This window comes from Idiomarina sp. OT37-5b (genome assembly GCF_002968395.1).
GTDB classification, from domain to species: domain Bacteria; phylum Pseudomonadota; class Gammaproteobacteria; order Enterobacterales; family Alteromonadaceae; genus Idiomarina; species Idiomarina aquatica.
In genome coordinates this window covers 1,719,058-1,744,033 of the sequence record NZ_CP027188.1, presented here as the reverse complement: position 1 = coordinate 1,744,033, position 24,976 = coordinate 1,719,058, and the positions used below count along the sequence as shown (strand labels likewise).

The 24,976-nt window shown below is 45.7% G+C and carries 25 protein-coding genes and 2 pseudogenes; 19 read left to right on the top strand and 8 right to left on the bottom strand.

What is annotated here, in order from left to right; all coding sequences use genetic code 11:
• The first annotated feature begins 9 nt into the window (after window positions 1-9).
• Together C5610_RS08170 and C5610_RS08165 are read left to right on the top strand one after the other, a co-directional pair.
• Entirely contained in the window at window positions 10-444 is a 435-nt protein-coding gene (locus C5610_RS08170) for a YybH family protein (protein ID WP_008489764.1), read from the top strand.
• A gap of 21 nt (window positions 445-465) precedes the next feature.
• Window positions 466-1,776, top strand: a complete 1,311-nt coding sequence (locus C5610_RS08165) for an APC family permease (RefSeq protein WP_105306745.1) — start codon at window positions 466-468, stop codon at window positions 1,774-1,776.
• 26 nt (window positions 1,777-1,802) lie between these two features.
• Here the strand turns inward: C5610_RS08165 and C5610_RS08160 are convergent, their stop codons facing one another.
• From C5610_RS08160 to cadR, 3 genes and pseudogenes are all read right to left on the bottom strand, one after another.
• Window positions 1,803-2,549 carry a MauE/DoxX family redox-associated membrane protein gene (locus tag C5610_RS08160; RefSeq protein WP_100690644.1) on the bottom strand — a complete coding sequence of 249 codons (747 nt, stop codon included), beginning with the start codon at window positions 2,547-2,549 and terminating at the stop codon, window positions 1,803-1,805.
• A gap of 442 nt (window positions 2,550-2,991) precedes the next feature.
• Window positions 2,992-3,582: pseudogene (locus C5610_RS13695) on the bottom strand (transposase); the annotation flags it as partial.
• A 90-nt stretch (window positions 3,583-3,672) separates the two neighbouring features.
• Window positions 3,673-4,080: a Cd(II)/Pb(II)-responsive transcriptional regulator gene (gene cadR, locus C5610_RS08145; protein WP_105306742.1), complete on the bottom strand. Its 408-nt coding sequence runs from the start codon at window positions 4,078-4,080 to the stop codon at window positions 3,673-3,675.
• 95 nt (window positions 4,081-4,175) lie between these two features.
• Here cadR and C5610_RS08140 point away from each other — a divergent pair, with 95 nt between their 5' ends.
• The 16 genes and pseudogenes from C5610_RS08140 to C5610_RS13810 all read left to right on the top strand — a co-directional run bounded on the left by C5610_RS08140 (window position 4,176) and on the right by C5610_RS13810 (window position 20,859).
• Complete coding sequence (locus C5610_RS08140; protein WP_105306741.1) at window positions 4,176-5,072, top strand: cation transporter; 897 nt, start codon at window positions 4,176-4,178, stop codon at window positions 5,070-5,072.
• Window positions 5,073-5,075: 3 nt separating this feature from the next.
• Window positions 5,076-5,567: pseudogene (gene lspA / locus C5610_RS13620) on the top strand (signal peptidase II); the annotation flags it as partial.
• A gap of 561 nt (window positions 5,568-6,128) precedes the next feature.
• Window positions 6,129-6,860 carry a membrane protein gene (locus C5610_RS08130; RefSeq protein WP_006956236.1) on the top strand — a complete coding sequence of 244 codons (732 nt, stop codon included), beginning with the start codon at window positions 6,129-6,131 and terminating at the stop codon, window positions 6,858-6,860.
• 8 nt (window positions 6,861-6,868) lie between these two features.
• Complete coding sequence (locus C5610_RS08125) at window positions 6,869-8,503, top strand: PepSY domain-containing protein (RefSeq protein WP_241970578.1); 1,635 nt, start codon at window positions 6,869-6,871, stop codon at window positions 8,501-8,503.
• Between the two features lie 659 nt (window positions 8,504-9,162).
• Window positions 9,163-10,452, top strand: a complete 1,290-nt coding sequence (locus tag C5610_RS08115; RefSeq protein WP_241970579.1) for a TolC family protein — start codon at window positions 9,163-9,165, stop codon at window positions 10,450-10,452.
• A gap of 1 nt (window position 10,453) precedes the next feature.
• The gene (locus tag C5610_RS08110) at window positions 10,454-11,980 is read left to right on the top strand and encodes an efflux RND transporter periplasmic adaptor subunit (protein WP_105306736.1); all 1,527 of its coding nucleotides are present in this window, start codon (window positions 10,454-10,456) and stop codon (window positions 11,978-11,980) included.
• Window positions 11,973-15,098, top strand: coding sequence for an efflux RND transporter permease subunit (locus tag C5610_RS08105; RefSeq protein ID WP_105306735.1), 3,126 nt, complete (start codon window positions 11,973-11,975; stop codon window positions 15,096-15,098). The genes C5610_RS08110 and C5610_RS08105 overlap by 8 nt, the downstream gene beginning before the upstream one ends.
• Window positions 15,099-15,197: 99 nt before the next feature.
• A complete protein-coding gene (locus C5610_RS08100) occupies window positions 15,198-15,566 on the top strand; it encodes a hypothetical protein (RefSeq protein WP_092841983.1) in 369 nt (122 codons plus the stop codon).
• Between the two features lie 96 nt (window positions 15,567-15,662).
• Window positions 15,663-16,001: a P-II family nitrogen regulator gene (locus C5610_RS08095; RefSeq protein WP_006956222.1), complete on the top strand. Its 339-nt coding sequence runs from the start codon at window positions 15,663-15,665 to the stop codon at window positions 15,999-16,001.
• 57 nt (window positions 16,002-16,058) lie between these two features.
• The gene (locus C5610_RS08090; RefSeq protein ID WP_105306734.1) at window positions 16,059-16,430 is read left to right on the top strand and encodes a cation transporter; all 372 of its coding nucleotides are present in this window, start codon (window positions 16,059-16,061) and stop codon (window positions 16,428-16,430) included.
• Window positions 16,431-16,457: 27 nt separating this feature from the next.
• Entirely contained in the window at window positions 16,458-16,916 is a 459-nt protein-coding gene (locus tag C5610_RS08085) for an ATPase (RefSeq protein WP_092841979.1), read from the top strand.
• Between the two features lie 79 nt (window positions 16,917-16,995).
• Window positions 16,996-19,257 carry a heavy metal translocating P-type ATPase gene (locus C5610_RS08080; protein WP_105306733.1) on the top strand — a complete coding sequence of 754 codons (2,262 nt, stop codon included), beginning with the start codon at window positions 16,996-16,998 and terminating at the stop codon, window positions 19,255-19,257.
• A gap of 37 nt (window positions 19,258-19,294) precedes the next feature.
• Window positions 19,295-19,648 (top strand): cupredoxin domain-containing protein, encoded by a 354-nt coding sequence (locus tag C5610_RS08075; protein ID WP_105306732.1) that lies wholly within the window; start codon window positions 19,295-19,297, stop codon window positions 19,646-19,648.
• Window positions 19,649-19,862: 214 nt separating this feature from the next.
• Entirely contained in the window at window positions 19,863-20,303 is a 441-nt protein-coding gene (locus tag C5610_RS08070) for a hypothetical protein (protein ID WP_241970580.1), read from the top strand.
• 103 nt (window positions 20,304-20,406) lie between these two features.
• Window positions 20,407-20,673: a DUF5676 family membrane protein gene (locus C5610_RS08065; RefSeq protein ID WP_034818180.1), complete on the top strand. Its 267-nt coding sequence runs from the start codon at window positions 20,407-20,409 to the stop codon at window positions 20,671-20,673.
• A gap of 45 nt (window positions 20,674-20,718) precedes the next feature.
• Complete coding sequence (locus tag C5610_RS13810; RefSeq protein WP_153849795.1) at window positions 20,719-20,859, top strand: cupredoxin domain-containing protein; 141 nt, start codon at window positions 20,719-20,721, stop codon at window positions 20,857-20,859.
• Between the two features lie 142 nt (window positions 20,860-21,001).
• Here C5610_RS13810 and merA read toward each other — a convergent pair whose 3' ends face one another.
• The 3 genes from merA to merT are packed head-to-tail and all read right to left on the bottom strand — an operon-like array spanning window position 21,002 to window position 23,124.
• Window positions 21,002-22,405 (bottom strand): mercury(II) reductase, encoded by a 1,404-nt coding sequence (merA, locus tag C5610_RS08055; RefSeq protein ID WP_034818177.1) that lies wholly within the window; start codon window positions 22,403-22,405, stop codon window positions 21,002-21,004.
• Between the two features lie 55 nt (window positions 22,406-22,460).
• Window positions 22,461-22,760 carry a mercury resistance system periplasmic binding protein MerP gene (gene merP / locus C5610_RS08050; protein WP_034818174.1) on the bottom strand — a complete coding sequence of 100 codons (300 nt, stop codon included), beginning with the start codon at window positions 22,758-22,760 and terminating at the stop codon, window positions 22,461-22,463.
• 13 nt (window positions 22,761-22,773) lie between these two features.
• The gene (gene merT / locus C5610_RS08045) at window positions 22,774-23,124 is read right to left on the bottom strand and encodes a mercuric ion transporter MerT (protein ID WP_011234881.1); all 351 of its coding nucleotides are present in this window, start codon (window positions 23,122-23,124) and stop codon (window positions 22,774-22,776) included.
• 74 nt (window positions 23,125-23,198) lie between these two features.
• On the opposite strand from merT, the gene merR reads away from it, so the two are divergent.
• Window positions 23,199-23,642 carry an Hg(II)-responsive transcriptional regulator gene (gene merR / locus C5610_RS08040; RefSeq protein ID WP_011234880.1) on the top strand — a complete coding sequence of 148 codons (444 nt, stop codon included), beginning with the start codon at window positions 23,199-23,201 and terminating at the stop codon, window positions 23,640-23,642.
• Window positions 23,643-23,693: 51 nt separating this feature from the next.
• Here merR and C5610_RS08035 read toward each other — a convergent pair whose 3' ends face one another.
• Window positions 23,694-24,029 (bottom strand): YnfA family protein, encoded by a 336-nt coding sequence (locus C5610_RS08035; protein ID WP_053954052.1) that lies wholly within the window; start codon window positions 24,027-24,029, stop codon window positions 23,694-23,696.
• A 2-nt stretch (window positions 24,030-24,031) separates the two neighbouring features.
• The gene (locus C5610_RS08030; protein WP_105306730.1) at window positions 24,032-24,919 is read right to left on the bottom strand and encodes a cation diffusion facilitator family transporter; all 888 of its coding nucleotides are present in this window, start codon (window positions 24,917-24,919) and stop codon (window positions 24,032-24,034) included.
• Window positions 24,920-24,976 lie beyond the last annotated feature (57 nt).

Below are 24,976 nucleotides of genomic sequence, written 5' to 3'. Positions count from 1 at the left end.
ATAAGAAGAATGAAATTACTTGTGAGTGTTTTTATGGTTTCGGTAATGTTTATTTCAGCGCCCAGTAGCGCCGAAAAACTATCTGAGCCGACCGCTGTGCTTGATGCATTTCGAACTGCTTTAACTGAAGGTGACACGGAGGTCGTTAAAGACGTGCTTTCCGATGATGTGCTTATCTTTGAAGGTGGTGGCGTTGAACGGTCCCTGGCTGAATACAGTGCTCATCATCTTAAGTCAGATATCAAATTTAGCCAGGCGGTTCCTTCCAAGCTGATTGAAAGAACACGATATGAAGTGGCTAGCCTTGCTGTGATCACTTCTCGATATAGTATTTCCGGGGCGTACAACGGGCGTGAGATTGATTTAACGATGAATGAAACTGTAACCGTTTCACATACCCCGGAGTCTGGCTGGAAAATTATCCGGATTCACTGGTCCAACTAACGTCAACCACAGGAGCTGATTATGGCGGAACACGATCACGAACACGGACATCAGGGTTATCAGAAAGGAAGCCTTAGTCTTTGGGGGGCGGTGTCGCTGGGGACTGGTGTCATGATTGGCGCTGGTATTTTTGCACTGACAGGACAAGTTGCTCAGCTAGCAAGAGAGTGGTTTGTACTGGCGTTTGTGTGCGGCGGTATCATTGCCGGTTTCAGCGCCTATTCGTATGTGAAACTGGCCAAAGCATACCCGTCAGCGGGGGGCATTGCGATGTTCCTCAGTAAAGCCTATGGGAAAGGAAGTGTGACGGCAATATTCGCACTCTTGATGTACTTTTCTATGGTGATTAATGAAAGTTTAGTCGCTCGGACATTTGCGTCCTATACCAGTCAATTAATTTCTTTTGAAGCGCAGTGGCTTGTCCCGTTGTTGGCGGTTGGTTTGCTGGTCTTTGCGTTTTTTATCAATATTTTGAGTAATCAGTTTATTCAAACGTTCTCGTTTTTTATGGCCTTTGTTAAGGCTTTAGGATTGGTGATTTTAGCGGCTGGTGGTTTGTGGGCCTCAGGCATTCAGTTTGAATCGATATCGGCTATTCCAGAAGAAGCTACCGGCGGCGGTATTTTAGCGGGGATTGCTTTAAGCATACTTGCGTACAAAGGGTTTACAACAATAACCAATAGTGGCGGTGAAATTGTTGAGCCCAAGAAAAATGTCGGGTGTGCCATTATTATTTCTTTGATTATCTGCGCGTTAATATATGTTCTGGTCACTCTGGCGGTTGGCTCGAGCCTGTCCATAGATGAGATTGTGAAAGCGAAAGATTATGCGCTTGCTGAAGCTGCCAGACCCGTCTATGGCGAGACTGGACTTTGGGTGACGGTCGCTTTTGCAATTGTCGCAACGGTATCCGGTGTGATCGCGAGCGCGTTTGCCGTCTCGAGAATGTTGGCTATGTTGACCAATATGAAACTTGTGCCACACAGTCATTTTGGGATGCCAGGTTCCATTCAGAAGCACACACTGGTTTACACTATCGTGATGGCTATGGTCTTAGCTGCTTTTTTCGATTTGAACCGAATCGCTTCGCTTGGTGCTATTTTTTATATCGTTATGGACATTGCGATCCACTGGGGGGTATTGAGACATCTTAGACAAAAAGTGAATGCCAATATTTACATACTTGTCAGCGCAATCACGCTAGATGTCATCGTTTTAGCCGCTTTTATATGGGTGAAATGGACAAGCGATCCGCTGGTTATTTGGGCGTCTCTTATCGGTATGGCATTGATTGCCGCTGGTGAGATTTTGTTTTTACGTAAAAAGCGTTAAGAAAAAGAGCGCATAGCGCTCCTTTTCTAGTTCATTGTAAAAAACATCCAGATAGCCATAGCGACCATCATGAGGTTTTCAGTGAGCGAAATGAAGCCTAACGGCACATTACTTGAGCCACCGACACAGGCACATTTTAGCTCACGTTTGTCGACATAAACGGCTTTAAAAACGGAGACAGAACCCACGATGCCTATGAATAACGCAATAGGGATGGAAATGACATGAGCAAATTCCGCTGCCATTAACAGACCCGCCAAGCCTTCGGCGTAGGGGTAAACACGGCCATAAGGCACCCATTTTTTGGCGAGAAGATCGTAGTTGAGAAACATGGTAGAGAATTTCTCTACGTCCTGGAGTTTGAGCAAGGCCAGAACCACCATCGAGAAACTGATGAACCACTCGATGGTTTGTCCGGTAAATGCGCGACCAAAAGACAACCACGACGTGGCTACGGAGAGGAGCGCTGTCATAATAAATAATGCAATAACGGGTCGGTAACTGGTTGCGTCAGGGTCAGGAAGAGGTTTTCCAAGAAAGGCTCGAACCTCTTCGTACCCACCGATGCGTTCATCACCAATAAACACTTGTGGAGTGGTATCGACGTTGTGTTTTTCCTTGAATATGTCGGTTTCCTCGCGGCTTTCCAGTAGGTTGTCGTCCACATCGTAACCGTTGGCTTTAAGTAAGTGCCGGGTTTTTAAACCGAAAGGGCATTGGTGGTCAGGTGTCGACATTCTGTAAAGCGTGGCTTTTTTAGTTGATTGACTCATAGCCAAGTTCCTTACGTAAAAGTTATGTATTCGTGTACGCATTATAGTCGGTAAAAGATTAAAAGCATCAATAATCAGAAGAGGGTAAAAATTCATTAAAAATGAAAAATTATTTTTATTTTGAAAAAAGTGGACAACTTTTTTTATAGCTTTTCTAGTCATCTTGAAGAGCTTATTTTAAAAGATTATTGATACATGAGGATAACTCTAAGTTGAATATACAACCGCTATAGACTTTGCTATTAAAGGGTTTTTTATACTACTTTAATCGTTTTTAGCTTGACTAAAATTCTGAGGTTTCTATTCTGAGAGTTGTATAAACAACTTAGGTGGCAGTACGAAGTCTAATCGGAAAGTAAAATAATTATAATCTAATCGAGGTGACAAAATGCAAAAGTTACTTAAGCGGCGTTTTTCAAGGTAGTTGACACTTTTTTCTCGTTTAAGCAGCCTGTTTTTCTTCCTGCTTAACTGGCTTTTTCTCAGGGTTTAATGTTGTTGGCCCGACTGGCTCACAATTGCGTACATCGCGCTTACCCCATCGACTTGGATTTGCTGCTTTTGCAGCCTCCATGCCCCGTTTCCGTTGAGCCAAGATGGCTTTGTCTTGGCTGGTGTGACGTTGATGAGGCGTCACAAAGTTTAATTGACTGTGTTTGTGCTCGTAGTTGTACCAGCGTGTGAACTTTAACACTCACTGTCGTGCTTCATCGAGGCTCTTAAAGCCACTTGATGGCCATTCTGGCCGGTATTTGCAGGTTCTAAATAGCGACTCTGCAAACGGGTTGTCATTACTTACTCGCGGGCGGCTGTATGAGGTGGTCACACCTAGCTCATATGCTTTAGCCCGCTTCGTCTGTGACTTCATCGGCGCACCATTATCAGAGTGCAACACTAAGCCTGTGTGTAAGCAGTTTTCACGCAACAATGTGCGTTGTAAGAGTTCAGCCGCGAGCTCGCCGGACTCCTGCTCGTGAACTTCATCACCAACGATTTTGCGACTAAACAAGTCTTCGAGCATGTACCAATAATAAAGGGTATACGGATTAAATGGTTGATCTTACCTTTGCATGAGAGTGAGGCAAACCGGCATCTCATCGGATTATCTGGTTGGCACTCCAACCTACTGCTGATGCATGCTTCCCTCGCTAATTCCAGCAAGAACCCCACACGCCTTAACTTCCCGGTCATCGTTGCAACGCGCTCTTAGTGAAACGAGTTGTTTCTCAAGCGCCTGTAGAGCGGTTATCTGCGAGCGCACATGAGAGATGTGATCATCGAGCAAGGCATTGACAGCGGTACAGGACTGATGAGGGGCGTCCTGATAGCGCTTTAGTTCGTGAATTTCTGCCAGTGACAGATCCAGGATGCGGCAGCGACGAATAAAGGCCAGCCGCTCAACGTGTTTCTCGGTATAGACACGGTAACCGTTCTCCTGCCGACCAGGCGGCGGCAACAAGCCCTGCCGTTCGTAGAAGCGGATCGTCTGTGTATCTACCCCTACTGACTGTGCCAACTGACCAATACGCATCGGGTTCCTCCGCAACGGATTCTCTACGCTATTGACCTTATAGCGACTATATAGTTTTAAATGAAAACCCGATCACATTCAAGAGGAGTCATACCATGAGTAAAAACTGCGGAGGCCCCTGTGGCGACCATGCAAGGCCTGCGGCGGATACCGATATGCAGGCCTCCTCCGATGCGTCGGGGGAATGGGTCAGTGTTTATGCCGTGCCGAAGATGGACTGTCCATCAGAAGAGCGCATGATTCGCCTGGCCCTGAACGGCGTTGAGGGGATTCGGGCACTGTCCTTCGACTTGTCGAACCGCCGGTTGAAGGTCGTGCATGACGGTGACGTCGAGCCCGTCACCGCGAAGCTGAAGACCTTGGAGCTAGGCGCCTCGCTTCAGGAAAGCGTCGCTGCCGATCCGGAGACCATCAAGGCGGCCGAGTTCTCGGCAGCCTCTGCCACGCAAGAATCCGGGACTCTGCGCTGGTTGCTCGGCATCAATGCGCTCCTTTTCGTAGTGGAAATGACAGCCGGCCTGATCGCCCAGTCCACCGGCCTGATTGGAGAGTCCCTGGACAATTTCGCCGATGCGGCCGTGTACGGGCTCGCACTTTATGCGGTTGGACATAGCGTGAGAATGCAGCTACGTGCCGCGCATGTTGCTGGTGTACTGCAACTGATCTTGGCTGTGGGCGTACTCATAGAGGTGGTGAGACGCTTTGTATTCGGTAGTGAGCCTGAATCGCTGGTGATGATGGCTATCGCATTCGTCGCATTGATTGCCAATACCAGTTGTCTGCTGCTCATATCCAAACATCGGGAGGGCGGGGCGCACATGAAGGCAAGCTGGATATTCTCGGCCAACGACGTGGTGATCAACCTGGGGGTCATCACCGCCGGCGCCCTGGTCGTGTGGACCGGTTCCAATTATCCGGATCTAATTATCGGCACCATCGCGGGGCTCGTCGTGCTTAACGGTGCCAGGCGCATTCTGGCGCTCAAGGGTTAAATAATGCTCATTATTGGCAAAAAGCTCTCGCCGTACGCCCTGTTGTCCATATCGGGCCTGCTGGCAACGTCTGATCAAGCTGTAAAGTGGCTGGTGCAGCAATCAATGGCCTATGGCGAGTCTGTTTCGGTGACCCCGTTCTTTAACTGGGTGCACCTAAGGAACACCGGTGCCGCATTCAGTCTTTTTGCGAATGGTGGAGGCTGGCAGCGCTACTTTTTTATCGGGATCGCGGTGGCGGTCTCGATTTTTCTGATCAAGCTGATCCTTGAAAATCGTCATAAAGGAGAAGCCATCGCTTACAGTCTTATCCTCGGTGGCGCCATGGGCAACCTGATTGACCGGGTCTTTCGTGGCTATGTTGTGGATTCCTTTGATTTCTATTGGCGAGACTGGCATTGGCCGGCCTTCAACCTGGCTGATATTGCAATTGTCCTCGGTGCCTTACTTTTCGTTTCCGGTAGCTTTTTGGGTAAAAAAACAAACACCAATGCCGCAACTGAAAATGTGTCGGGTATTGATACGGCTTTGTTTTATAACACCGAGCTGCTGGGTTGGAAAAGTGACTTCAGTTGGAATGTCAGTTACCTAAATGAGTATACATTTGCGCCTTTCGTTGGTGCGGATGAAATTGAGTATGCCGGATATATTACTGGCGGTAGAGGGAGTTATACGCATTGGCGTTCAAACGCTTCGGGAACCTTTATGAAACAGGACTGGCGTGTACATTACTCCGTCCAGTACATTGGACCTGCCGATGACATTAATGCTGCTCCGGGAGATATTGGAGCCCGAGCACCCAGTGTTTTCTATCATAACGTGCAGGGAACTTATTTCGTAAATTCAAAACTGAGCGTGACTGGCGGTGTTAATAACCTTTTTGACAAAGAACCGCCTTATATTCAAAGTTGGACGGACGCCAATACTGACACTATGACATATGACTTGTTAGGCCGTCAGTTATATCTGAAGGTACGTTACAGCTTTTAAAGACTAGACTGGCTGTCGCTTTTCCCTGGGAGCGGCAGCTTTTTTTTATTAAATTTGAGGTAGGGTATGACTCAAAAGAAACGCTCCAGTAGCTGGCGAGTTTGGCATCGTTGGCTATCTTTGATTTTTGGCCTGCAAATGGTTATTTGGACAATCAGTGGCGCTTACATGGTGTTCTTCGATTTGGATTATATTCATGGTGATCACTTAGTTCAGGATATAAGCCAGCCAATACCGAAAGGTGTTGAAATATCAAGCTTAAATGACCTGTTGAGCCGCTATCCAGAAACACGAAAAACGTCGTTAAAAAGCGTATGGCTGAATCAGAAGTTACAGCCGGTGTATAAAATAGAGAGTAACGAGGGAGCGTTTTTAGTTAATGCGGAGTCGCTGCAGCGTATTGATATAACCGAACAACACATTAAAGAGTTAGCGAATCAATATTACACGAAGGATCCCGACGCTATTGAATCGGTCGTTTACATGACTGATAACCCACCAACAGAAGTGAGTGGTGCTTTGTTACCGATTTGGCAGGTAAATTATGACGATTTCGGTAATACCAGTCTGTATTTATCTGAAACGACCGGGGAGCTTTTGGTAAAGCGACATACGTTTTGGCGGGGGTTTGATATCGCCTGGATGTTACACATAATGGACTACGACGAGCGTGTGGATATCGAGACCTGGTGGTTAAAGGGCTTTATTATCGGTACGTTTATTTTAATGATAACGGGCACTGTCCTGCTTTTTTATACGATTACGTTTAAGAGAAAATCGACTGGGGGTGCTCAATGATAAGGTTTATGCAATGGCTTCATCGTTGGGTGAGTTTGGTTTTAGTGATTCAAGTCGCTTTGTGGCTAGTGAGTGGGTTATTTTTTAGCTTAACCGGACATCACGGAATGTCAGGCCACCAATATATGGTCTCAAAAAACTCTGAACCCCCACTTAAAAAAATAGCGCCTCAAATCGATGTTACTGAAATGCATCAACGATTCCCCTTAGCTCACTCCATTGAACTGGTCAGTGTTGCCGGGGTAGGTCAGTATCAGGTGTCTCTGCCAGATGGACGTTTGCTTTACTTCAACGCAGATACCGGTGAACGGTGGTCTACGGACCAAGCTTTGGCGACTCAGCTAGCGCTGAATAGCTACAATGGACCGGGCCAGGTTGAAAGGGTTGAAAGAGTCAAGGGAAGCGATGAAGTGAATGGCTGGAATGCCTCAGGGTTCCGCATTGATATCGAGGATGATCTTAATACCCGAATATATATCGATGAAGCGTCATCCCGGGTTGTGGAACATCGTAATACGCCATGGACAATCGCTGACTGGGCGTTTCGTCTGCACTTTATGGATTACACGGGCGGTCGAAGTTTTAATCATCTATTGATATGGAGTGCTGGATTATTCGCTCTTTGGTTTTCATTATCCGGTTTAATTCTCTTAGGCCGAAATATTACTAACGGTGACTTTAATCCAAAACGTAAGAAAACGTGGCTAGAATATTTTCAGCAGAAAGGGCAACCAATTGCGAGTAATTGTGGCGGAGGCGGTACCTGTGGGTTATGTAAAGTGACACTGCAAGGCAGCAATATACCCAGCCCGAAAGCAGCTGATAAAGCGTTATTGAGCGCCAACGAATTAGAAGCAGGAACGCGCCTATCTTGTCAACACAGAACGTCATCCAATTATGACGTTAAGCTGCATAATGTCGGAGTCGATGATATTGCTTTAACACTCGATTCAAAGCGTCAACTGACTCCATCCATTATGGAGCTTACTTTTGTAAGTTCAGAGCCCGTTAATTATGAAGCCGGGCAATTTATGCAGTTTCGTATTCCACACTTAAACGAAATATTGTCACGACATTACTCGGTTGCTACGCGGCCTCACCCGACTCGATTTGTGTTTAACGTACGACAACTGCCCTCGCCAAGTGAAGGGGTGCCCCCAGGCATCGGTTCAAACTACTTGTGTAATTTAGAGCCTGGCGCTCATGTCGATGCTATTGGACCATTTGGTGACTTTCAGCTGACGAAACAAAATAATCACACGCAAGTCTTTATCGGAGGCGGCGCCGGTGTTGCACCGTTAAGAGCGTTAATACAAAGTGAGTTAGCAGCAGATTCTCCTCGTCGTTGCATATTCTTTTACGGCGCACGATATGAAAAAGAGCTCTGTTATAGAAACGAGTTTGAAAGAGAAGAGCGGTTAACTTATATACCTGTTCTTTCTGAGAGCGCCAAGTCGGATGACTGGACTGGACCAACTGGTTTTGTGCACGAAACCGCAATGAAGTGGTTGGCCGGCAAAAACAAAGAAACATTAGATATTTACGTGTGTGGTCCTCCGCCGATGCTAGAAGCAACGTTAAAGTCTCTTGCTGACTTTGGCGTTCCGCGAGAACAAGTAAGGTTCGATGACTTTGGGATTTAGCGCGTAAAAATGCCTGAATTAAAGATGAATCTGGGTGGTGATATGGGAGCTGTATTATCACTTAGATTCATTACCTAGTTATGGCTACTTCTTTTAATCGGTTGATCTTTATCAGACAAAGAGATATTATTTTAACATGTTTTTACAGTAAAGCTTCGCATGTATCGTTTAATCATTGCCCTACTGCTATTAGCAGTAACAACAATGTCATTTTCACAAACTATCAGTACGGAAAAGGCATGTATGCACGATCCTACTGAGCAAGTTTGCGATCTTGCAGATTGCGAAGTGTCACATTCTCTTACCGATAACTGTTGCTCTGATTCAATGATGCGTCATTGTTACAGCCTGTCAATTACTGTCGTTTATTCTGAGCAATCGACGGTTCCGCCTGTTGATAAGCTGCTTTTTAACGCAACCTCATTCTTAGATACGAATATTAAAGAAAAACACTCACTCTCGCTTTTTCGCCCCCCAATCCACTCTTAAAAATACGAAATTTCTCGCTCCTGGCGCGTTTATCGTCCAGGTAAAAGCACAGCTATAAGCTTTGGTTCGGTCATTGTCGTTACGACGTCGTTCGTCGTCCTCGTTACGGTCCGACTCATAACTTGAGTCTGTGTTTAATTTAAAAATTCACAGTTTTTGAGAGTAACAATATGAAACTTTTAAGAAGAATGGCTTATTTAAGTGTTCTGACTGCAGTGGTGCCAAATGTCGTTAATGCACAAGAGCCGCTTTTGAATTTGCAAGAAGCAGTGAGTATCGCTGTACAAGAAGATCCTTGGTTAACGGCAAGTAAGCAAACCCAAGAAGCATTCGCGAGTGAAGCAATAGCCTCTTCCAGTTTGCCTGACCCTAAAATATCGCTCACGGCTGCCAGTTTCCCGGTTGACAGTTTTAGTTCAAGACAGGAAGGAATGACCCAGTTAGTCGTCGGTGTTTCACAAACATTTCCCAGAGGAGACACATTATCGTTGTCTCGTAAGCAGAAAAACCAATTAGCTCAAAAACAACCGTTTTTGAGAGCGGATCGTATTGCAAAGGTCAAAACAACGGTCACGAAGTTGTGGTTAGATGTTTTTTTCTCTCAGCAAAGTATTCGCTTGATTGAATCGGATAGAGCGCTTTTTGAACAGTTAGTGTCAACCGCTAAGGCGAGTTATACCAGTACCGAGGGAAAAGCACGGCAGCAAGATGTTATTAGAGCCCAACTTGAACTTACACGCCTGGATGATCGGTTGACATTACTGCGACAAAAAGAGGAGCGACTTCAAAGCGAACTGTCGGAATGGATAGGTGTTATAGCGAAATCAAGGTTACCGGATGACCTTCCGAGTCTTACGCTGAAGAAGACATTGCTATCACCTTCGACAATACCGAAACAAGCCTTGTACGAATTGATAAAAGAACACCCGGTTTTGCAAGCGACCGATCAAGACATTTTGGCGTCGGAGACGTCTGTCGAGCTCGCTCAGCAAGGTTATAAACCGCAATGGTCAGCCAATCTGAAATATGGCCATAGAAACGACGATCCAAGCGGCAATGACCGTGCCAACTTGCTGTCAGCCGGGGTTACGTTCGATGTCCCTTTATTTACTGATAACAAACAGGATAAGCAGGTACGCTCAGCAAAGTTTAAAACGGAAGCAAAAAAAACTGAGAAGTTATTGGTTGCCAGGCAGTTAATAGCCAATTTACGCAGTACGTTTTTACAACTGAACCGTTTGAATGAACGTGCTGCCCTATATCACGAAGAGCTACTTCCACAAATGTCCGCCCAGTCTGAAGCCGCATTGACTGCCTACAACAATGATGATGGCGACTTTGCCGAGGCGGTACGGTCACAGATTGCGGAAGTCAACGCAAAAATTGATGCATTAGCAATCGCCATCAACCGCCAAAAATTGATTGCCGAAGCAAACTACTTATTACTTTCAGGAGTGTAAAATGAAAACAGTCACCAAATCTCTTATAAGTTTAGCTGTAGGCTTTGCAGTTGGCGCTGGCGCTATTGGCTATGTAATGCAATCGACTGAAGTGTCTGATCGTTCATCGGGCAATGCAGAAAAAGAGCCGTTATATTGGGTGGCTCCGATGGATCCCAATTATCGTCGAGACAAACCAGGAAAGTCTCCAATGGGGATGGACCTTATTCCTTACTATGGTGATGATGCAGAAGAGAGTTCACCTGGTACGGTGAGAATTGATCCCGACGTTATTAATAACCTTGGGGTTACAACTGCAACGGTCACCGTTTCGAGACTCAACCTGGATATCGAAACGGTCGGTTATGTTCAGTTTGATGAGAGCCGAGTGCTGACAGTAAGTCCCCGTGTTGAAGGCTGGATTGAGAAGCTTTTCGTAAAAGCGGTTGGTAACTCGGTTAAAGCCGGCGAGCCTTTATACAGTATTTACTCTCCTGAAATGGTTAATGCGCAAGAGGAGCTTGTATTGGCCTCGCAAAGAGGTAATCAGGTGCTAATTGATGCCGCTGAAGAACGCTTAAGAGCTCTGCAAGTCTCTGAATCTGAGATTAAGAAGTTAAAAGAAACTCGTAAAATTCAGAAAACAATCACGGTAAAAGCAAAGCAGTCCGGGGTATTGGATAGACTGACTGTGCGTGAAGGTGCGTTTGTAACGCCGAGTATGAATTTAATGACCATTGCTCAACTGGATAAAATTTGGGTTATTGCAGAAGTCTTTGAGCGGCAATTGAACCAGGTTGAGGTAGGCAATGACGTTCAAATGAACCTTGAGTATGCTCCAGGTAAAGAGTGGCAAGGAAAGGTTGATTATGTCTATCCGTCACTTAACCCTAAAACTCGGACGGGACAAGTTCGAATTCACTTCGACAACCCGGATGGTTTTTTAAAACCGGGCATGTTTGCGAATCTTAACATTAAGGCTGGTTTAGGCGACAAAAACTTAATCATCCCTAAAGAAGCGCTTATCCGAATGGGTGATTCGAACCGAGTTGTCCTGGCACTGGGTGATGGGAAATTTAAATCAGTTAATGTTGACGTTGGGCGGTTAGGTAGCTCGCGAGTTGAGATTTTATCGGGTCTTATGGCAGGTGATGAAATTGTTACATCGGCTCAGTTCTTAATTGACTCTGAGTCCAGTAAGTCTTCCGACTTTAAACGTATGAACCACGACTCTAACACTGATAGCGAGAGCCACGACAGTATGTCAAGTGACGCAGCAGCTCAAGCTGTCTGGGTTGAAGCAACCGTTAAAAATGTTATGCCTCAGCACTCGATGGTTACGCTGGAGCACGGTGAGATTTCTGAATGGGACTGGCCTGCAATGACGATGGATTTCGATGTTGCTTCGGATGTTGAACTTTCTCAGCTTAGCACGGGGTTATCCTTGCATGCGGAAATAACGCAAGTCGGGAAGCAACAGTACCAGCTCACATCGATTCATATTCCTGAGCAAAAACAAGTGACAGAGCAGGAGCATAACCATGATTAAGTCAGTCATTCGATGGTCAGTGAGTAACCGTTTTTTCGTTCTTCTGGCGACATTAATCCTCGTGGGTGTTGGTGCTTTTGCGGTCAAGAATACGCCCGTAGACGCACTGCCGGACTTGTCGGATGTCCAGGTGATCATTAAAACCAGCTATCCGGGTCAAGCGCCGCAGGTGGTAGAAGATCAAGTAACCTATCCATTAACAACCGCTATGCTGTCTGTCCCCGGCGCTAAAACCGTTCGTGGATATTCGTTTTTCGGCGACTCCTATGTGTATGTCATTTTTGACGAAGATACAGACGCTTACTGGGCGCGTTCGCGAGTACTGGAATATTTGTCTCAGGTTGCTCCGACACTGCCTTCTAATGCAAGACCGCAATTAGGCCCTGATGCAACAGGGGTTGGTTGGGTGTATTTGTATGCCTTGGTTGATCGCACGGGTAACCACAATTTGAGTGAGTTACGCAGTATGCAGGATTGGTTTTTAAAGTATGAACTGCAAACGGTCGAGGGGGTTTCAGAAGTTGCCGCCCTGGGCGGGATGGTAAAGCAGTACCAGGTGAAAGTGGATCCGGAGAAGCTGCGCGCATTCGATATTCCTCTTGCTCACATACAAAATGCTATCCAGCGAGGTAATCAGGAAGTGGGGGCGTCGGTGGTTGAAATGGCGGAAGCTGAGTATATGGTCCGGGCCTCAGGCTATATTGATAGTGTGTCAGACTTAGAGAGTATCCCGCTTGGCGTTGATGAAAATGGCACGCCATTATTGCTTAAAGACGTTGCTGATGTGGGTGTGGGCCCCCAAATGAGACGCGGTATCGCCGAACTCAACGGTGAGGGAGAAGCCGTGGGCGGCATTGTGGTAATGCGCTTCGGAGAAAATGCCCAAAAAACGATTGATGGCGTTAAACAAAAGTTGGATGAGTTAAAGTCTGGGCTACCAGAAGGTGTCGATATAGTCACTGTCTATGATCGTTCGGGGCTTATCTCGGATGCCGTGGAAAGTCTCTGGAAAAGTTTAATAGAAGAACTCGCTATTGTCGCGTTTATCTGTGTGATATTTCTCTTCCATGTCCGCTCCTCGCTGGTTGCCGTTATCAGCTTGCCTTTGGGTATTTTAACCGCGTTTATTGTCATGTATTGGCAAGGAATTAACGCGAATATTATGTCACTTGGAGGGATCGCAATCGCTATTGGCGCTATGCTCGATGGTGCCATCGTCATGATTGAAAATATGCATAAGCATATGGAAAAAACGCCACTGACAGCAGAGAACCGCTGGCGGGTGGTTGCCGCCTCTGCTTCAGAGGTGGGCCCTGCTCTTTTCTTTAGCTTGCTCATTATTACCGTCAGCTTTATGCCGGTATTTACCTTAGAAGCCCAGGAAGGGCGGATGTTTTCTCCGCTTGCTTTCACGAAAACTTACGCAATGGCAGCCAGTGCGGCCTTAGCGGTTACCGTTATCCCCGTGTTGATGGGATATTTTATCAGAGGAAAGGTAACACCTGAGGGGAAAAACCCGCTTAATCGGTTATTGATCGCCGGGTATAAACCGCTTTTAAAAGGCATTTTGAAATACCCCAAGACAGCAGTTGTCGGAGCGCTTGTTATCCTGGCCGTTGGTGTCTGGCCGATTGACAAAATTGGTAGTGAATTTATTCCAGATTTGGATGAGGGCGATTTGATGTATATGCCCACTACCTATCCCGGATTATCAATTGGTAAAGCAAGGGAGCTGTTGCAGCAAACCGACAAGCTCATAAAAACGGTACCGGAAGTGAAGACGGTTTTTGGCAAAATTGGTCGAGCGGATACCGCCACTGATCCGGCACCCCTAACGATGATTGAAACCTTTATTCAACTGAAACCGAAAGATCAGTGGAGAGACGGTATGACCACTGAGAAGTTGAAAAAAGAACTGGATGCGCTTGTAAAGTTTCCGGGGCTGACCAATGCGTGGGTTTACCCCATTAAAACTCGCATTGATATGTTATCGACAGGTATCAAAACGCCGGTAGGTATAAAAATTGCCGGAGCTGATCTTAATGAAATTCAGAAGATCGGTCAGCAGCTTGAAACGATACTTGATGATGTCGATGGTACGGCTTCTGTTTATTCAGAGCGAGTGGCTGGTGGACGCTATGTAAAAGTCGACATAAAAAGAGAGCAGGCTGCACGTTATGGCTTGAACATTGAGGATGTTCAGCAGGTTGTTGCCACGGCTATTGGCGGAATGAATGTTTCAGAGACCATTGAAGGGCTTGAACGTTACCCAATAAACTTGCGCTACCCTCAAGATTACCGTGATTCGCCGGAAGAATTAAAGAAGCTACCTTTAGTTACGCCAAACGGGCAGCGTATTAGTTTGGCGGATGTGGCTGATGTCTACGTTGAACTTGGACCGCCGGCAATTAAAAGCGAAAACGCAAGACTTAATGGCTGGACTTTTGTCGACATTGAGGGAGTTGATGTCGGCACTTATGTTGAAAAAGCAATGAAGGTTGTAGAACAAGAACTCGAGTTGCCAGCAGGGTATTCAGTTACCTGGTCCGGGCAGTACGAATATATGGAAAGGGCAAAGGAAAAACTGACTTACGTGATTCCGTTAACGCTCGCGATTATTATCGTTCTTTTATATATGAACTTTCGAAACGCTACGGAAATAGCCATTATATTGGGAACTTTGCCTCTCGCATTGGTGGGGGCAATCTGGCTAATGTATCTTTTAGATTATAATTTCTCAGTTGCTGTAGCGGTTGGTTTTATAGCTCTAGCAGGTGTCACTGTAGAAATAGGAATACTAATGCTGACTTACCTAAACCAGTCCTATAATGAATATGAAAAAAGTCAGTTAGAGCATGGTAAAGCATTAACGAAAGAGGGTCTCTCTCTTGCCGTAATGGAAGGGGCAGGACTTCGTGTTCGCCCCGTCATGATGACGGCCGTTTCTACAATTGCTGGTTTATTGCCTATAATGTTTAGTACAGGGACTGGGGCTGAGGTGGTTAGTAGAATAGCGGCGCCAATGGTTGGAGGAATGATCAGCGCTGTTATCTTAACCTTGCTCGTATTACCTGCTGTTTACTATTTGTGGCGAAAGAAAGACGTTAAGGTTAGATGATACCTTACTCTGTAAATATCACCTGCGCATCTTTGATCTCGATCAATGATGTGCAGGGGGTAGTATGCTAATTTATAGCATGGCAATAGGAGCGCACATATGTTTCAAGCAAAATTTTTAGTTGTGCTTATGTTAGGAATAGTGATACAGCTATCCTTCCCAGCCGCTCCTCCTTATAACAATGCTTCCAATGTACAGCACGAAAAAAGTGTTAGCCATATGGATGTTAGCAACGAAAGCAAAGATAACTTTCATTGCGATGAAAGTGAGCAATCTATCATTGACGACTGTTATTGCTGCGTAGCTGATAAATGCTCTATGGATGAAGAGTGTAACTCTGCGAACTCACCTCTAGTATTTATTCAATTCGACACCTCGATAAACTCTCCTAGCAACTTGCCACATCCCTTGTCTTATAAAGGTGATGTGAAGCAAATACTCTTCGATATTTACTACCCTCCGAAATAGCACTACTAAATTACAACTCTAGATTTTCTCGAAATTTAAGTAACTAGACTAAACACAGTCCATAAGCTATATGTTTTAGGGCTTTTAGGGGGGTATATGAACCTATCTAAAATTACCGCTATTTTTGATCAACTTCGACAAGACTCAGTGGAAGAGGCTCTCATCGGCCGTGGCGTTAGCGGCTTTACGCTGTTTCCTGTGCGAGGACGGGGTTACTACTTCGATAGCTATAACGATGATCACTTAGTTGATCACGTACAGCTTGAAGTTTATGTGAACAGTGATGATGCGCGTGATGTTGCCCTCTTGGTAGTTGAAGCGGCCCATACTGGGGTATCTAACGAGGGATTAGTTTCTATCTCGCCAATCGATGAATTGTTCTGGGTTCACGATAAACGAGCAGCCACTAATAAAGAGCTTTCGTTACAAAGTTAACACCGAGCAAATGTTGCCTGAAACGTATTGGTAGTTTTAATTAACAGGACAGTACTGATGTCAACTAACGATCATAGAGCCGGAGTGCGGGAAATTAACTTAGTCAATCGCACATTAAAGCTAAACACTGAGAGTGTGAAAAAAGTTCGCGAAGCGATTAACGAAATCGATCGCTTGGTTGGTCTTGATAGCGTTGCCTATGACTCTGAGCGTAACTTGTTATTGGTAGCTTATGATGCCTCTAAAGTGGATCTCAATGTTATAGAGGAAAAGCTCAGGAAGTTTGGTGTTGAAATAAATAGTGGGTGGTGGACTCATCTGAAAGAAGAGTACTACAAGTTTATTGACCAAAATATTAAAGATAATTCGGAACATACACCGTGGAGTTGTCACAGAAGTCCGCCAGTTAACAAAAGCAAACGAAAGTAACGATTAATTATAGGTAAGGAGTAAAAAATGCAAATAGAAACAATCAAAGATGTGCTGAGTTGGACCGTTGATTTCCACAAAAACCTGAAGGAGTGTGTTACTCACTGCTCTAAACAAAACCAAGATGAACGAGCTCGGATGATTCTAAACTACGTGTCGGGTCATGAGGCTAGCTTAGAGCGAATGGTCGAAGGTTTTTTGAGTACAGCAAACCGAAATGCATTAGACACTTGGTGTTATGACTATATTGGGAAACATCCCATCGTTGAGCATGGGCACTGCGATTCGCCTTTTAAAGAGTTAGATACCGATCACATTATGGAGAAGGTTGTAAACCATCATGAGCAAGTCATAGAACTGTATGAACACCTATATTCCCGTGTTGATATAGATAGCGCAAAAGAGCTGCTAGAAACGGTAAAGAACGTTGAAGAAAATGAAATTAAACGAATGGTGCAAACTGCGAATCGATTTTCGGATATGTAGTGAGTGACGGTTTTATCGTTGGTACTTTGCGGGAAATAGCTGTTGCTTGGCTCGTTTCCCGTCAATAAGGAGCACTAGTATGGGTGTAAAAACTGAGGACGTTCGTAGTCGTTCCATTGAGGAACTCATTATCGAGGGAGCCGGTTGCGCGAGTTGTGTTGGCAAAATCGAAAATGCATTAAAGTCTGTATCCGGCGTGGAAAATGCAGAGATGAACTTTGCCCAGCGAACGGTCAGTGTGACTGGAACAGCAAATCCGAGCGCTTTAGTGAAAGCAGTAGAGAGGGCGGGGTATAGCGCTAAAGTAGCCACGTCCGAAAGTGACGGTGATGCGTTGGCAGAAAAAGAGCAAGCCGACTGGGCTTATTACAAGCGGCTGATGCGGGAGATGACCGTTGCGCTGTCGTTAGGTGTACCTCTCATGATTTATAGCCTTTTTGTTGGTGAAATGACGGTGACCACTGCCACAGAGCGTGTGACATGGTTAGTCGTAGGTATTCTAACGTTAGGTGTACTTTACTTTTCGGGCAAACACTTCTTCGTCGGTGCCTGGCAATCTTTGAAAAATCATTCCGCTAATATGGATACGCTGATCGCACTTGGTACTGGTACCGCCTGGTTGTATTCCATGGTGGTTGTATTGGTTCCGCACCTGGTTCCGGAAATGGCGCGTCACGTATACTTTGAAGCGACCGCAATGATTATCGGTTTGATCAATTTGGGGCTGGCACTTGAACTGAAAGCTCGTGGGCGCACGTCCGAAGCCATAAAACGTCTCATTGGTTTGCAGGCGAAAACCGCAAGGGTGATTCGTGACGATAAACAATTGGATATCGCTATCGAAGACGTACTCGAGGAGGACGTAGTACGTGTTCGTCCCGGAGAAAAAATCCCTGTTGATGGAAAAGTTATAGAGGGAAGTACCACCGTTGATGAATCTATGCTAACGGGTGAACCCATGCCCGTGGAAAAATCAGTTGGTGATGACGTTGTGGCGGGCACGATAAATAAAAGTGGTTCCTTTTTGTTTCAAGCGACAAGAGTCGGAAAAGATACAGCACTTGCTCAAATTATTAACATGGTGAAACGGGCGCAAAACTCTAAGCCCCCAATCGGTCGTCTTGCCGATATTATTTCAGCTTACTTTGTGCCAGTCGTTATGATTATCGCTGTTATCAGTGCTCTAGCTTGGCTTAACTTTGGGCCTGAGCCGGCACTGGCCTTTGCTGTGGTATCAGCGACCACTGTCTTGATTATTGCTTGCCCTTGCGCATTAGGCCTGGCGACGCCTATGTCGGTAATGGTGGGTGTAGGAAAAGCCGCAGAGGCAGGTGTGCTGATTCGCAATGGCGAAGCATTGCAAACAGCGTCGAAAGTATCGGCTATGATCCTGGATAAAACGGGCACCATTACACTTGGTTCTCCTAAAGTCACCGACGTATTAGTAGCGAGTGAGTACGATGAGCAAACCGTACTGCAACTTGCAGCGACACTTGAGTCTGGCTCTGAACATCCGCTAGCACAGGCGATAGTTGAGTCAGCCAGGGAAAGAGGGATTAAGACAAGTAAGGTCTCGAACTTCAACGCCATCGCTGGTCATGGCGTGGAGGCAGAAGTTGACGGGAAGTCCCTCCTTTTCGGTAATGAAAAGCTGTTGCGTGAACGTCAAGTTGAGCTCGGTAACTTTGTTGAAAAAGCCCAAGGCTTAGCTGCTGAAGCTAAGACGCCTATGTACTTTGCCGTTGATAATGAGTTAGCTGCAATTATTGCAGTTGCCGACCCGATAAAAGACGACTCCGTAGCCGCCATTAAACGTTTGCAAGATAACGGTGTGCGAGTAGTGATGCTTACTGGTGATAATCGCGCGACAGCAGAAGCAGTTGCTGAAAAAGTAGGAATTAAAGAATTTTTCGCTGAAGTTCTGCCGGAAGAAAAATCAAAAAAGGTTCAGGAGCTGCAGATGGAAGGCGAAATCGTTGGCATGACGGGAGATGGTATTAATGATGCGCCAGCACTAGCTATTGCCAATGTAGGTTTCGCTATTGGCACTGGGACGGACGTTGCTATTGAAAGTGCCGATATTACATTGATGCGTGGGTCGTTGCACGGGCTTGCCGATGCGGTTGCGGTGAGCAAGGCGACACTGCGCAACATTAAGCAAAACTTATTTGGTGCTTTTATTTACAACGTAGCAGGTATTCCTTTTGCCGCAGGCGTTCTGTATCCGTTTTTTGGAATGCTGTTGAGCCCGGTTATTGCGGGCGCCGCCATGGCTTTTTCTTCGCTTACGGTAGTGAGCAACGCGAATCGGTTGCGCTTTTTCAAAGCCAAGAAACATTAATGCACCTTCTAACACTGGCGCTTTCAGGAGAATAAACATGTTATTTATTAATATTGCTGGTATTGCTTTGATAGCACTGATCGTCTGGTGGTTTTGGCTTTACACGCCCCAGCAGATGAAGCTGGGAGAAGGAGATTTGGTGATTGTCGTCGAAAACGGTACCTACTCACCTTCGAGAATAAAAATACCTGAAGGTAAACCGGTTGAACTTAAGTTCCTGCGGAAGGATCAATCGCCTTGTTCTGAAACTTTGCTCATTCCGAAGCTGGAAATCAGTGAAACGCTACCTTCTAACAAATTAAAGCTAATTCAAATACCAGCACTAGAACCCGGAGAGTACGACTTTCACTGCCAGATGCAAATGTATCGGGGAAAAATTGTTGCTGGTTAAATTGCTCAAAACGGGCAGGTCACAATGAGAATTTTAAAAGTTTTCCGCTAGATTCAATGAAATTCAATTTCATCGAAGGCATTGAAGAATTCGGCGATGAATACTGCCGTTATATGGGATCTACGTCAGCGTGGGTTCCAAGATTTAACTATAGTGAAATAACGTCAAATTAATGAAACCAATACAATTTGGTCATAATCAAGAGGGTAATAGAATGAAAAAAGTACTTTCAGCTTTAACTATCACAGCTTTAATGGCCTCTCCTGTCTTTGCTGATGCTCAGCATAAACATGCCGATGATAAAAAAGGTTCAATGAGTGGAATGATGCACCATGAAAAAATGACATCAATGAATGAGCACATGCAAGAAATGCGCGAAGCTATGGAAAAAATAAAAAGCGAATCCGATCCCAAGAAACGTAAAAAACTAATGGAAGAACACATGAAGTCAATGCAGAAGGGAATGCAAATGATGAACCATGGGATGGATAAAGGCATGAACAAAGGAGAACATAAAAAGGGAGACAAAGCAGAGCAAATGGGCAAAGAGAATATGATGAATAAAATGAAAATGATGGAGCATAGAATGGATATGATGCAAATGATGATGGAGCAGATTATGGAACATCAGAGTGAAGAAAAAAAGGAAATGTAGTAGAGATTAAGCTCTCCGTTGGAAATGCCGCTACTTGCAGTGTGCAAGTAGCGGTACTTTTTCAATATATCTAATTTACAACGGTATTTTTAAGGAGGAAGTTATGAAACTTAATGCAAAGAAATTTGGCTTAGCAGCTGGCGGTGCTTTCGCAGTTTTATGGGGAGTTTGTAGCTTGCTAGTGCTTATTATGCCCTCTAGCATGATGGCTTTAACAGAAGGCATGGTTCACGGAAAACTCTCTGGTTTCGAGTGGCATTTGAGTTTTAGTGGATTTGTTACGGGATTATTCGGGTGGTCCTTGGGAGCTATGATTACTGGCTGGCTAATTGTAACGTTATATAATAAACAAATGAAAACGGCTAAATGAGATTGTTGTCAAACTGGAAGCCTTTAAATCTGTTGCTCTGAAACTTTGCTTATTCCTGATCTGGGGATCAGCGATACTTTACCGACCAATAAGTTAAAGTTGATCGAATTGCCAGTATTAAAGACCGGAGAATACGATTTTCATTGTCAGATGCAAAGGTATCTAGGAAAACTTATTGTCAAATAAGTGAGACAAATAAGAGCTAATATGAATGAAAAAAAAGTGCTTATAACAACTATTATCACTCCTGAACTAGCTTAACCTATCACCAACCAGCAGCTAAACCCGAAATATTGGTAACTGTCCAGTGAAGTTAAGCTAGGTTATCTCACCCAGCGCAGCAAGATAATTGGCTAACATCTTTAGTAAACGTTTGAGCGCATAATTTTAAGCCTTCTACCATCGTAAGGTATGGGAAGAGCTCATCAGCCAACTCATTGACTGTCATTCCTGCTCTTATCGCCATTACAGCAGCTTGAATCAACTCACCAGCTTCTCCTGCGACGACTTGAACACCGAGCAGCCGGCCGCTGCCACTTTCTGCGACAATTTTTATAAACCCTTGGGTATCGAAGTTAACCAATGCCCGTGGGACATTTTCAAGGCCCAACGTGCGGCTTTCGGTGACGTAACCACCAGTTTTAGCATCAGCTTCTGATAAACCCACCGTGGCGACTTGTGGATCAGTAAAGATAACCTCGGGCATGGCACTGAGATCAAGATGCGCATCACCGCCCGTCATGTTAATAGCGGCTCGGCTGCCGCCTGCGGCGGCGACATAGACAAACTTCGGCTGATTCGTACAGTCGCCTGCCGCATATACTCTTGAGTTAGAGGTTTGCATGCGATCGTTAATCGTTATGGCACCGCGCTCGGTTTGTACGGCGATGGTTTCTAAATCGAGGTTTTCCGTATTGGGCGTGCGGCCTGTGGCCACGAGCAGTTGTTCTGCTTTTAATGTTCCGGCATTGGTTTTGAGAATGAAGTGTTGTCCGTCGTAACGCACTTCGCTGGCTTCTGTATGCTCAAGCACATTGATGCCTTCGTGATAAAAAACAGTGGCTATTGCCTCACCAATGGCAGGCTCGTCTTGGGATAACACCCGACTGCGAGCCAAAACAGTAACTTCACTACCGAGACGCGCGAAGGCCTGTGCTAATTCAAGAGCAACGACCGAGGCTCCAATAATAGCGAGGCGCTTAGGAATGTTACTTAGCCCTAATGCGCTTGTCGAAGTAAGGTAAGGGGTTTCAGCTAAGCCGGGGATGGGTGGTTGTGCGGGTCGGGCCCCGGTGCCGATAAAAGCACGGTCAAAGTGAACCGTTTGCTCACCGCCATCGCAAAGTGATACGGAAAGAGTTTCATCGTTTATAAAGCGGGCTTCGCCGTTAATAACGGTAATGGCGGAATTCTCTCTAAGAATACTCTGGTATTTGGATTCACGGAGTTCTTCTACCCGAGCCTGTTGTTGCTCGAGGAGAGCTGATCGATTTACCTTAAGAGTATGGGTACTTAAGCCTTTATCAAAAGGGCTTTCTCGCCGCAGTTGGGCGATATGAGCCGCTCGGATCATGATTTTAGACGGGACACAGCCAATATTGACACAAGTTCCGCCAATAGTACCTCTCTCAATGAGCGTCACTCGGGCACCTCCCTCGGTCGCTTTGAGTGCCGCAGCCATCGCACTGCCGCCGCTACCAATGACAGCAATGTGTAAATTGTTATTACTCATAACGGTTACTCCTTGGTCTTTCAGTTTTACAGCAGCTATAAGGCATTGTGATGTTTCATGACTGATTTTTTGGTGCCGTTGCTTTCAGTGTTGATGGGTATCCTGCATTTGTCGTTGCTTCAGTGAGCTGCTTAACTGACGTTTTTTCGTCGTCGAATGTCACGGTTGCATCCCGCTCTTCAAAACGGACATCGACGGCGCTCACACCTGCAACTTGGCCAAGTGCAGCTTTGACAGTAATTGGGCAGGTGACGCATGTCATACCGGGTACTGATAGCGTAACCGTTTTCTCAACCGCCAATGCGGGCATGCTAAACAGTAAAAATAAAATGGTTGTTATCATTGTTTTTTTCATCGTGTATTGCCTCCTAGTAAAACAAAGGAACAACATAGGGGTAAGCCAATGCTGTTAAAGTAAGCACCGCAACGAGCCAAAACATCACTTTGTAGCTCTTACGAGCATTTGGCGTTGCGCAGGTGTTATCAGGGTTGCAGTCATCAGCACGCCGGTATATTCGACGCCAGGCAAAGAATATGGCAATCAATGCAATGGTAATAAAAATGGGTCGATAAGGCTCAAGTGCTGTGAGGCTCCCAATCCAGGCCCCGGATACACCGAGTGCAAGTAATATGAGGGGACCCAGACAACACGCAGATGCCAGAGTCGCTGCGATCCCTCCCGCGAGAAGAGAGCCCCGACCAGATTTTGAATTTGACATAAGAGTAACTCCTTCGGGCATTTTGCTTTAATGTGTTAATCTTAAACCCGTACCTCACTACGGAAGCAATAGCTATGTTAAAAAAACGCAACGTAATGACAATTGGCACGCTGGCCAAAACAGCCGGCGTGGGCGTGGAAACGGTGCGCTATTATCAGCGCCGAGGGCTAATGAGCGAGCCGGAAAAGCCGTATGGGGGGATCCGACATTACGACGAACAAGCGCTTGCTCGGCTTCATTTTATTCGCGCGTCTCAATGGCTTGGATTTAGTCTGGATGAAATTGGTGAGCTATTAACTCTGCAAGATGGCGCTCATTGCGATGAGGCACGGGAGCTTGGGGAGCAAAAGCTCACCAGTGTTCGTCGAAAGATATCGCACTTACAGCAAATTGAACGAGCGTTGAATGAGCTGGTGCAAAAATGCAGCGCCGGACACGGAGATGTCTATTGTCCACTGATGGCCTCGCTTAATGACGGGGTTGAGGACGCTACCACGGACAAACATAAGGTGCGTTAGTCTGTGTAGTAAAACTTTTGAGCGGAGTTCTTTAACTGAATTGCTTTATAGCTAACGCCAGCCATACACAAGAATCCCCATACCGGTTAGCACAAACGCCGTGCCAATCAGGTCGAAATTGGATAGTGGCGATTTATCGACAATTCGCAGCCAGACTATGGCAGTTAACACGTAAATACCACCATAAGCTGCGTAGACCCGCCCGCTTTCCGCTGGATGAAGTGTTAATAAGTAAGCAAATAAAGCTAAGCTTATTGCTGCCGGAATGAGCAACCAAACGGAATGGCCCTCTTTGAGCCATAGGTAGGGTAAATAGCAACCGACAATTTCGGCAATTGCGGTTGCAATAAATAACCCGAGCGTTTTCAATAAAAATAATGCACTCATTATCAGTTGTCCCTACACGCTTCATCAGGATCTTCTAATTCTACTGTTGTATGGCTTAAAGCATAGGGCGCAAGGACGTTATCGATGCGCTGTTTTAAGTCGCTACGAGCCTCAATATCAAGGTTCTTAGTTAACACCAAATGAACGGTTAATACATGCTCCTCGCCGTCTAGTGACCAAAAATGCAAATGGTGTAGGTCAGCAACATGAGGTAGCTCCAGTAAAGCGTCCGCGACTTGTCTGTAGGTTTCTTTGTCCGGAGTTGCTTGTATGAAGAGTTTCAGCGTTGCCCACAGGTTGCGCAGCACATTCACTAAAATAAATAGAGTAAAACCAATCGACAGTAGCGGATCGAGAATTGGCCAATCCACAAACAGCAAAACAATACCAACGATAAGTACAGCGACCCAGCCGAGAACATCCTCCAGCAAGTGCCAGTTAATAACGCGTTCGTTTAACGTTTTGCCCTCTGACAATTTGTAAGCAGCAAATCCATTAACTGTAATGCCAACGACGGCTAAAGCAATCATGCCATCAGCGACGGGCATCAGAGGGTTCCAGAGTCTGGGAATTGCTTCCACAAGTACCCAGGCAGAGCCTGCGATTAACACAACGGCATTAATAAATGCACCGGCAAGATTCAGTCTCTTATAACCGTAGGTAAAGTGTTGGTTAGCCTGTTTTTTGCCAAGTTTATTTAGTATCCACGCGAGACCTAACGACAGGCTATCGCCAAGATCATGAACGGCATCAGCTAAAATGGCGGTACTGTTGGTAAGAAAACCACCAATGAACTCAATAATGGTAAAAACAAAGTTAAGCAGAAATGCCCAACCTAATCGGTTGGACGGCATGTCCTTTGAGTGATCATGGTTATGGTGATGTCCCATAATACGTTCCTCTTTTAATAAAAGGGGGCGACAATAACCGCCCCCTTAAATGCTATT

What these genes read in the sequence shown, in the direction of transcription:
- C5610_RS08170 (WP_008489764.1), top strand. Translation starts at nt 10, where the DNA reads ATGAAATTACTTGTGAGTGTTTTTATGGTTTCGGTAATGTTTATTTCA.
- C5610_RS08165 (WP_105306745.1), top strand. Translation starts at nt 466, where the DNA reads ATGGCGGAACACGATCACGAACACGGACATCAGGGTTATCAGAAAGGA.
- C5610_RS08160 (WP_100690644.1), bottom strand. Translation starts at nt 2,549, where the DNA reads ATGAGTCAATCAACTAAAAAAGCCACGCTTTACAGAATGTCGACACCT.
- cadR (WP_105306742.1), bottom strand. Translation starts at nt 4,080, where the DNA reads ATGCGTATTGGTCAGTTGGCACAGTCAGTAGGGGTAGATACACAGACG.
- C5610_RS08140 (WP_105306741.1), top strand. Translation starts at nt 4,176, where the DNA reads ATGAGTAAAAACTGCGGAGGCCCCTGTGGCGACCATGCAAGGCCTGCG.
- C5610_RS08130 (WP_006956236.1), top strand. Translation starts at nt 6,129, where the DNA reads ATGACTCAAAAGAAACGCTCCAGTAGCTGGCGAGTTTGGCATCGTTGG.
- C5610_RS08125 (WP_241970578.1), top strand. Translation starts at nt 6,869, where the DNA reads ATGCAATGGCTTCATCGTTGGGTGAGTTTGGTTTTAGTGATTCAAGTC.
- C5610_RS08115 (WP_241970579.1), top strand. Translation starts at nt 9,163, where the DNA reads ATGAAACTTTTAAGAAGAATGGCTTATTTAAGTGTTCTGACTGCAGTG.
- C5610_RS08110 (WP_105306736.1), top strand. Translation starts at nt 10,454, where the DNA reads ATGAAAACAGTCACCAAATCTCTTATAAGTTTAGCTGTAGGCTTTGCA.
- C5610_RS08105 (WP_105306735.1), top strand. Translation starts at nt 11,973, where the DNA reads ATGATTAAGTCAGTCATTCGATGGTCAGTGAGTAACCGTTTTTTCGTT.
- C5610_RS08100 (WP_092841983.1), top strand. Translation starts at nt 15,198, where the DNA reads ATGTTTCAAGCAAAATTTTTAGTTGTGCTTATGTTAGGAATAGTGATA.
- C5610_RS08095 (WP_006956222.1), top strand. Translation starts at nt 15,663, where the DNA reads ATGAACCTATCTAAAATTACCGCTATTTTTGATCAACTTCGACAAGAC.
- C5610_RS08090 (WP_105306734.1), top strand. Translation starts at nt 16,059, where the DNA reads ATGTCAACTAACGATCATAGAGCCGGAGTGCGGGAAATTAACTTAGTC.
- C5610_RS08085 (WP_092841979.1), top strand. Translation starts at nt 16,458, where the DNA reads ATGCAAATAGAAACAATCAAAGATGTGCTGAGTTGGACCGTTGATTTC.
- C5610_RS08080 (WP_105306733.1), top strand. Translation starts at nt 16,996, where the DNA reads ATGGGTGTAAAAACTGAGGACGTTCGTAGTCGTTCCATTGAGGAACTC.
- C5610_RS08075 (WP_105306732.1), top strand. Translation starts at nt 19,295, where the DNA reads ATGTTATTTATTAATATTGCTGGTATTGCTTTGATAGCACTGATCGTC.
- C5610_RS08070 (WP_241970580.1), top strand. Translation starts at nt 19,863, where the DNA reads ATGAAAAAAGTACTTTCAGCTTTAACTATCACAGCTTTAATGGCCTCT.
- C5610_RS08065 (WP_034818180.1), top strand. Translation starts at nt 20,407, where the DNA reads ATGAAACTTAATGCAAAGAAATTTGGCTTAGCAGCTGGCGGTGCTTTC.
- merA (WP_034818177.1), bottom strand. Translation starts at nt 22,405, where the DNA reads ATGAGTAATAACAATTTACACATTGCTGTCATTGGTAGCGGCGGCAGT.
- merP (WP_034818174.1), bottom strand. Translation starts at nt 22,760, where the DNA reads ATGAAAAAAACAATGATAACAACCATTTTATTTTTACTGTTTAGCATG.
- merT (WP_011234881.1), bottom strand. Translation starts at nt 23,124, where the DNA reads ATGTCAAATTCAAAATCTGGTCGGGGCTCTCTTCTCGCGGGAGGGATC.
- merR (WP_011234880.1), top strand. Translation starts at nt 23,199, where the DNA reads ATGTTAAAAAAACGCAACGTAATGACAATTGGCACGCTGGCCAAAACA.
- C5610_RS08035 (WP_053954052.1), bottom strand. Translation starts at nt 24,029, where the DNA reads ATGAGTGCATTATTTTTATTGAAAACGCTCGGGTTATTTATTGCAACC.
- C5610_RS08030 (WP_105306730.1), bottom strand. Translation starts at nt 24,919, where the DNA reads ATGGGACATCACCATAACCATGATCACTCAAAGGACATGCCGTCCAAC.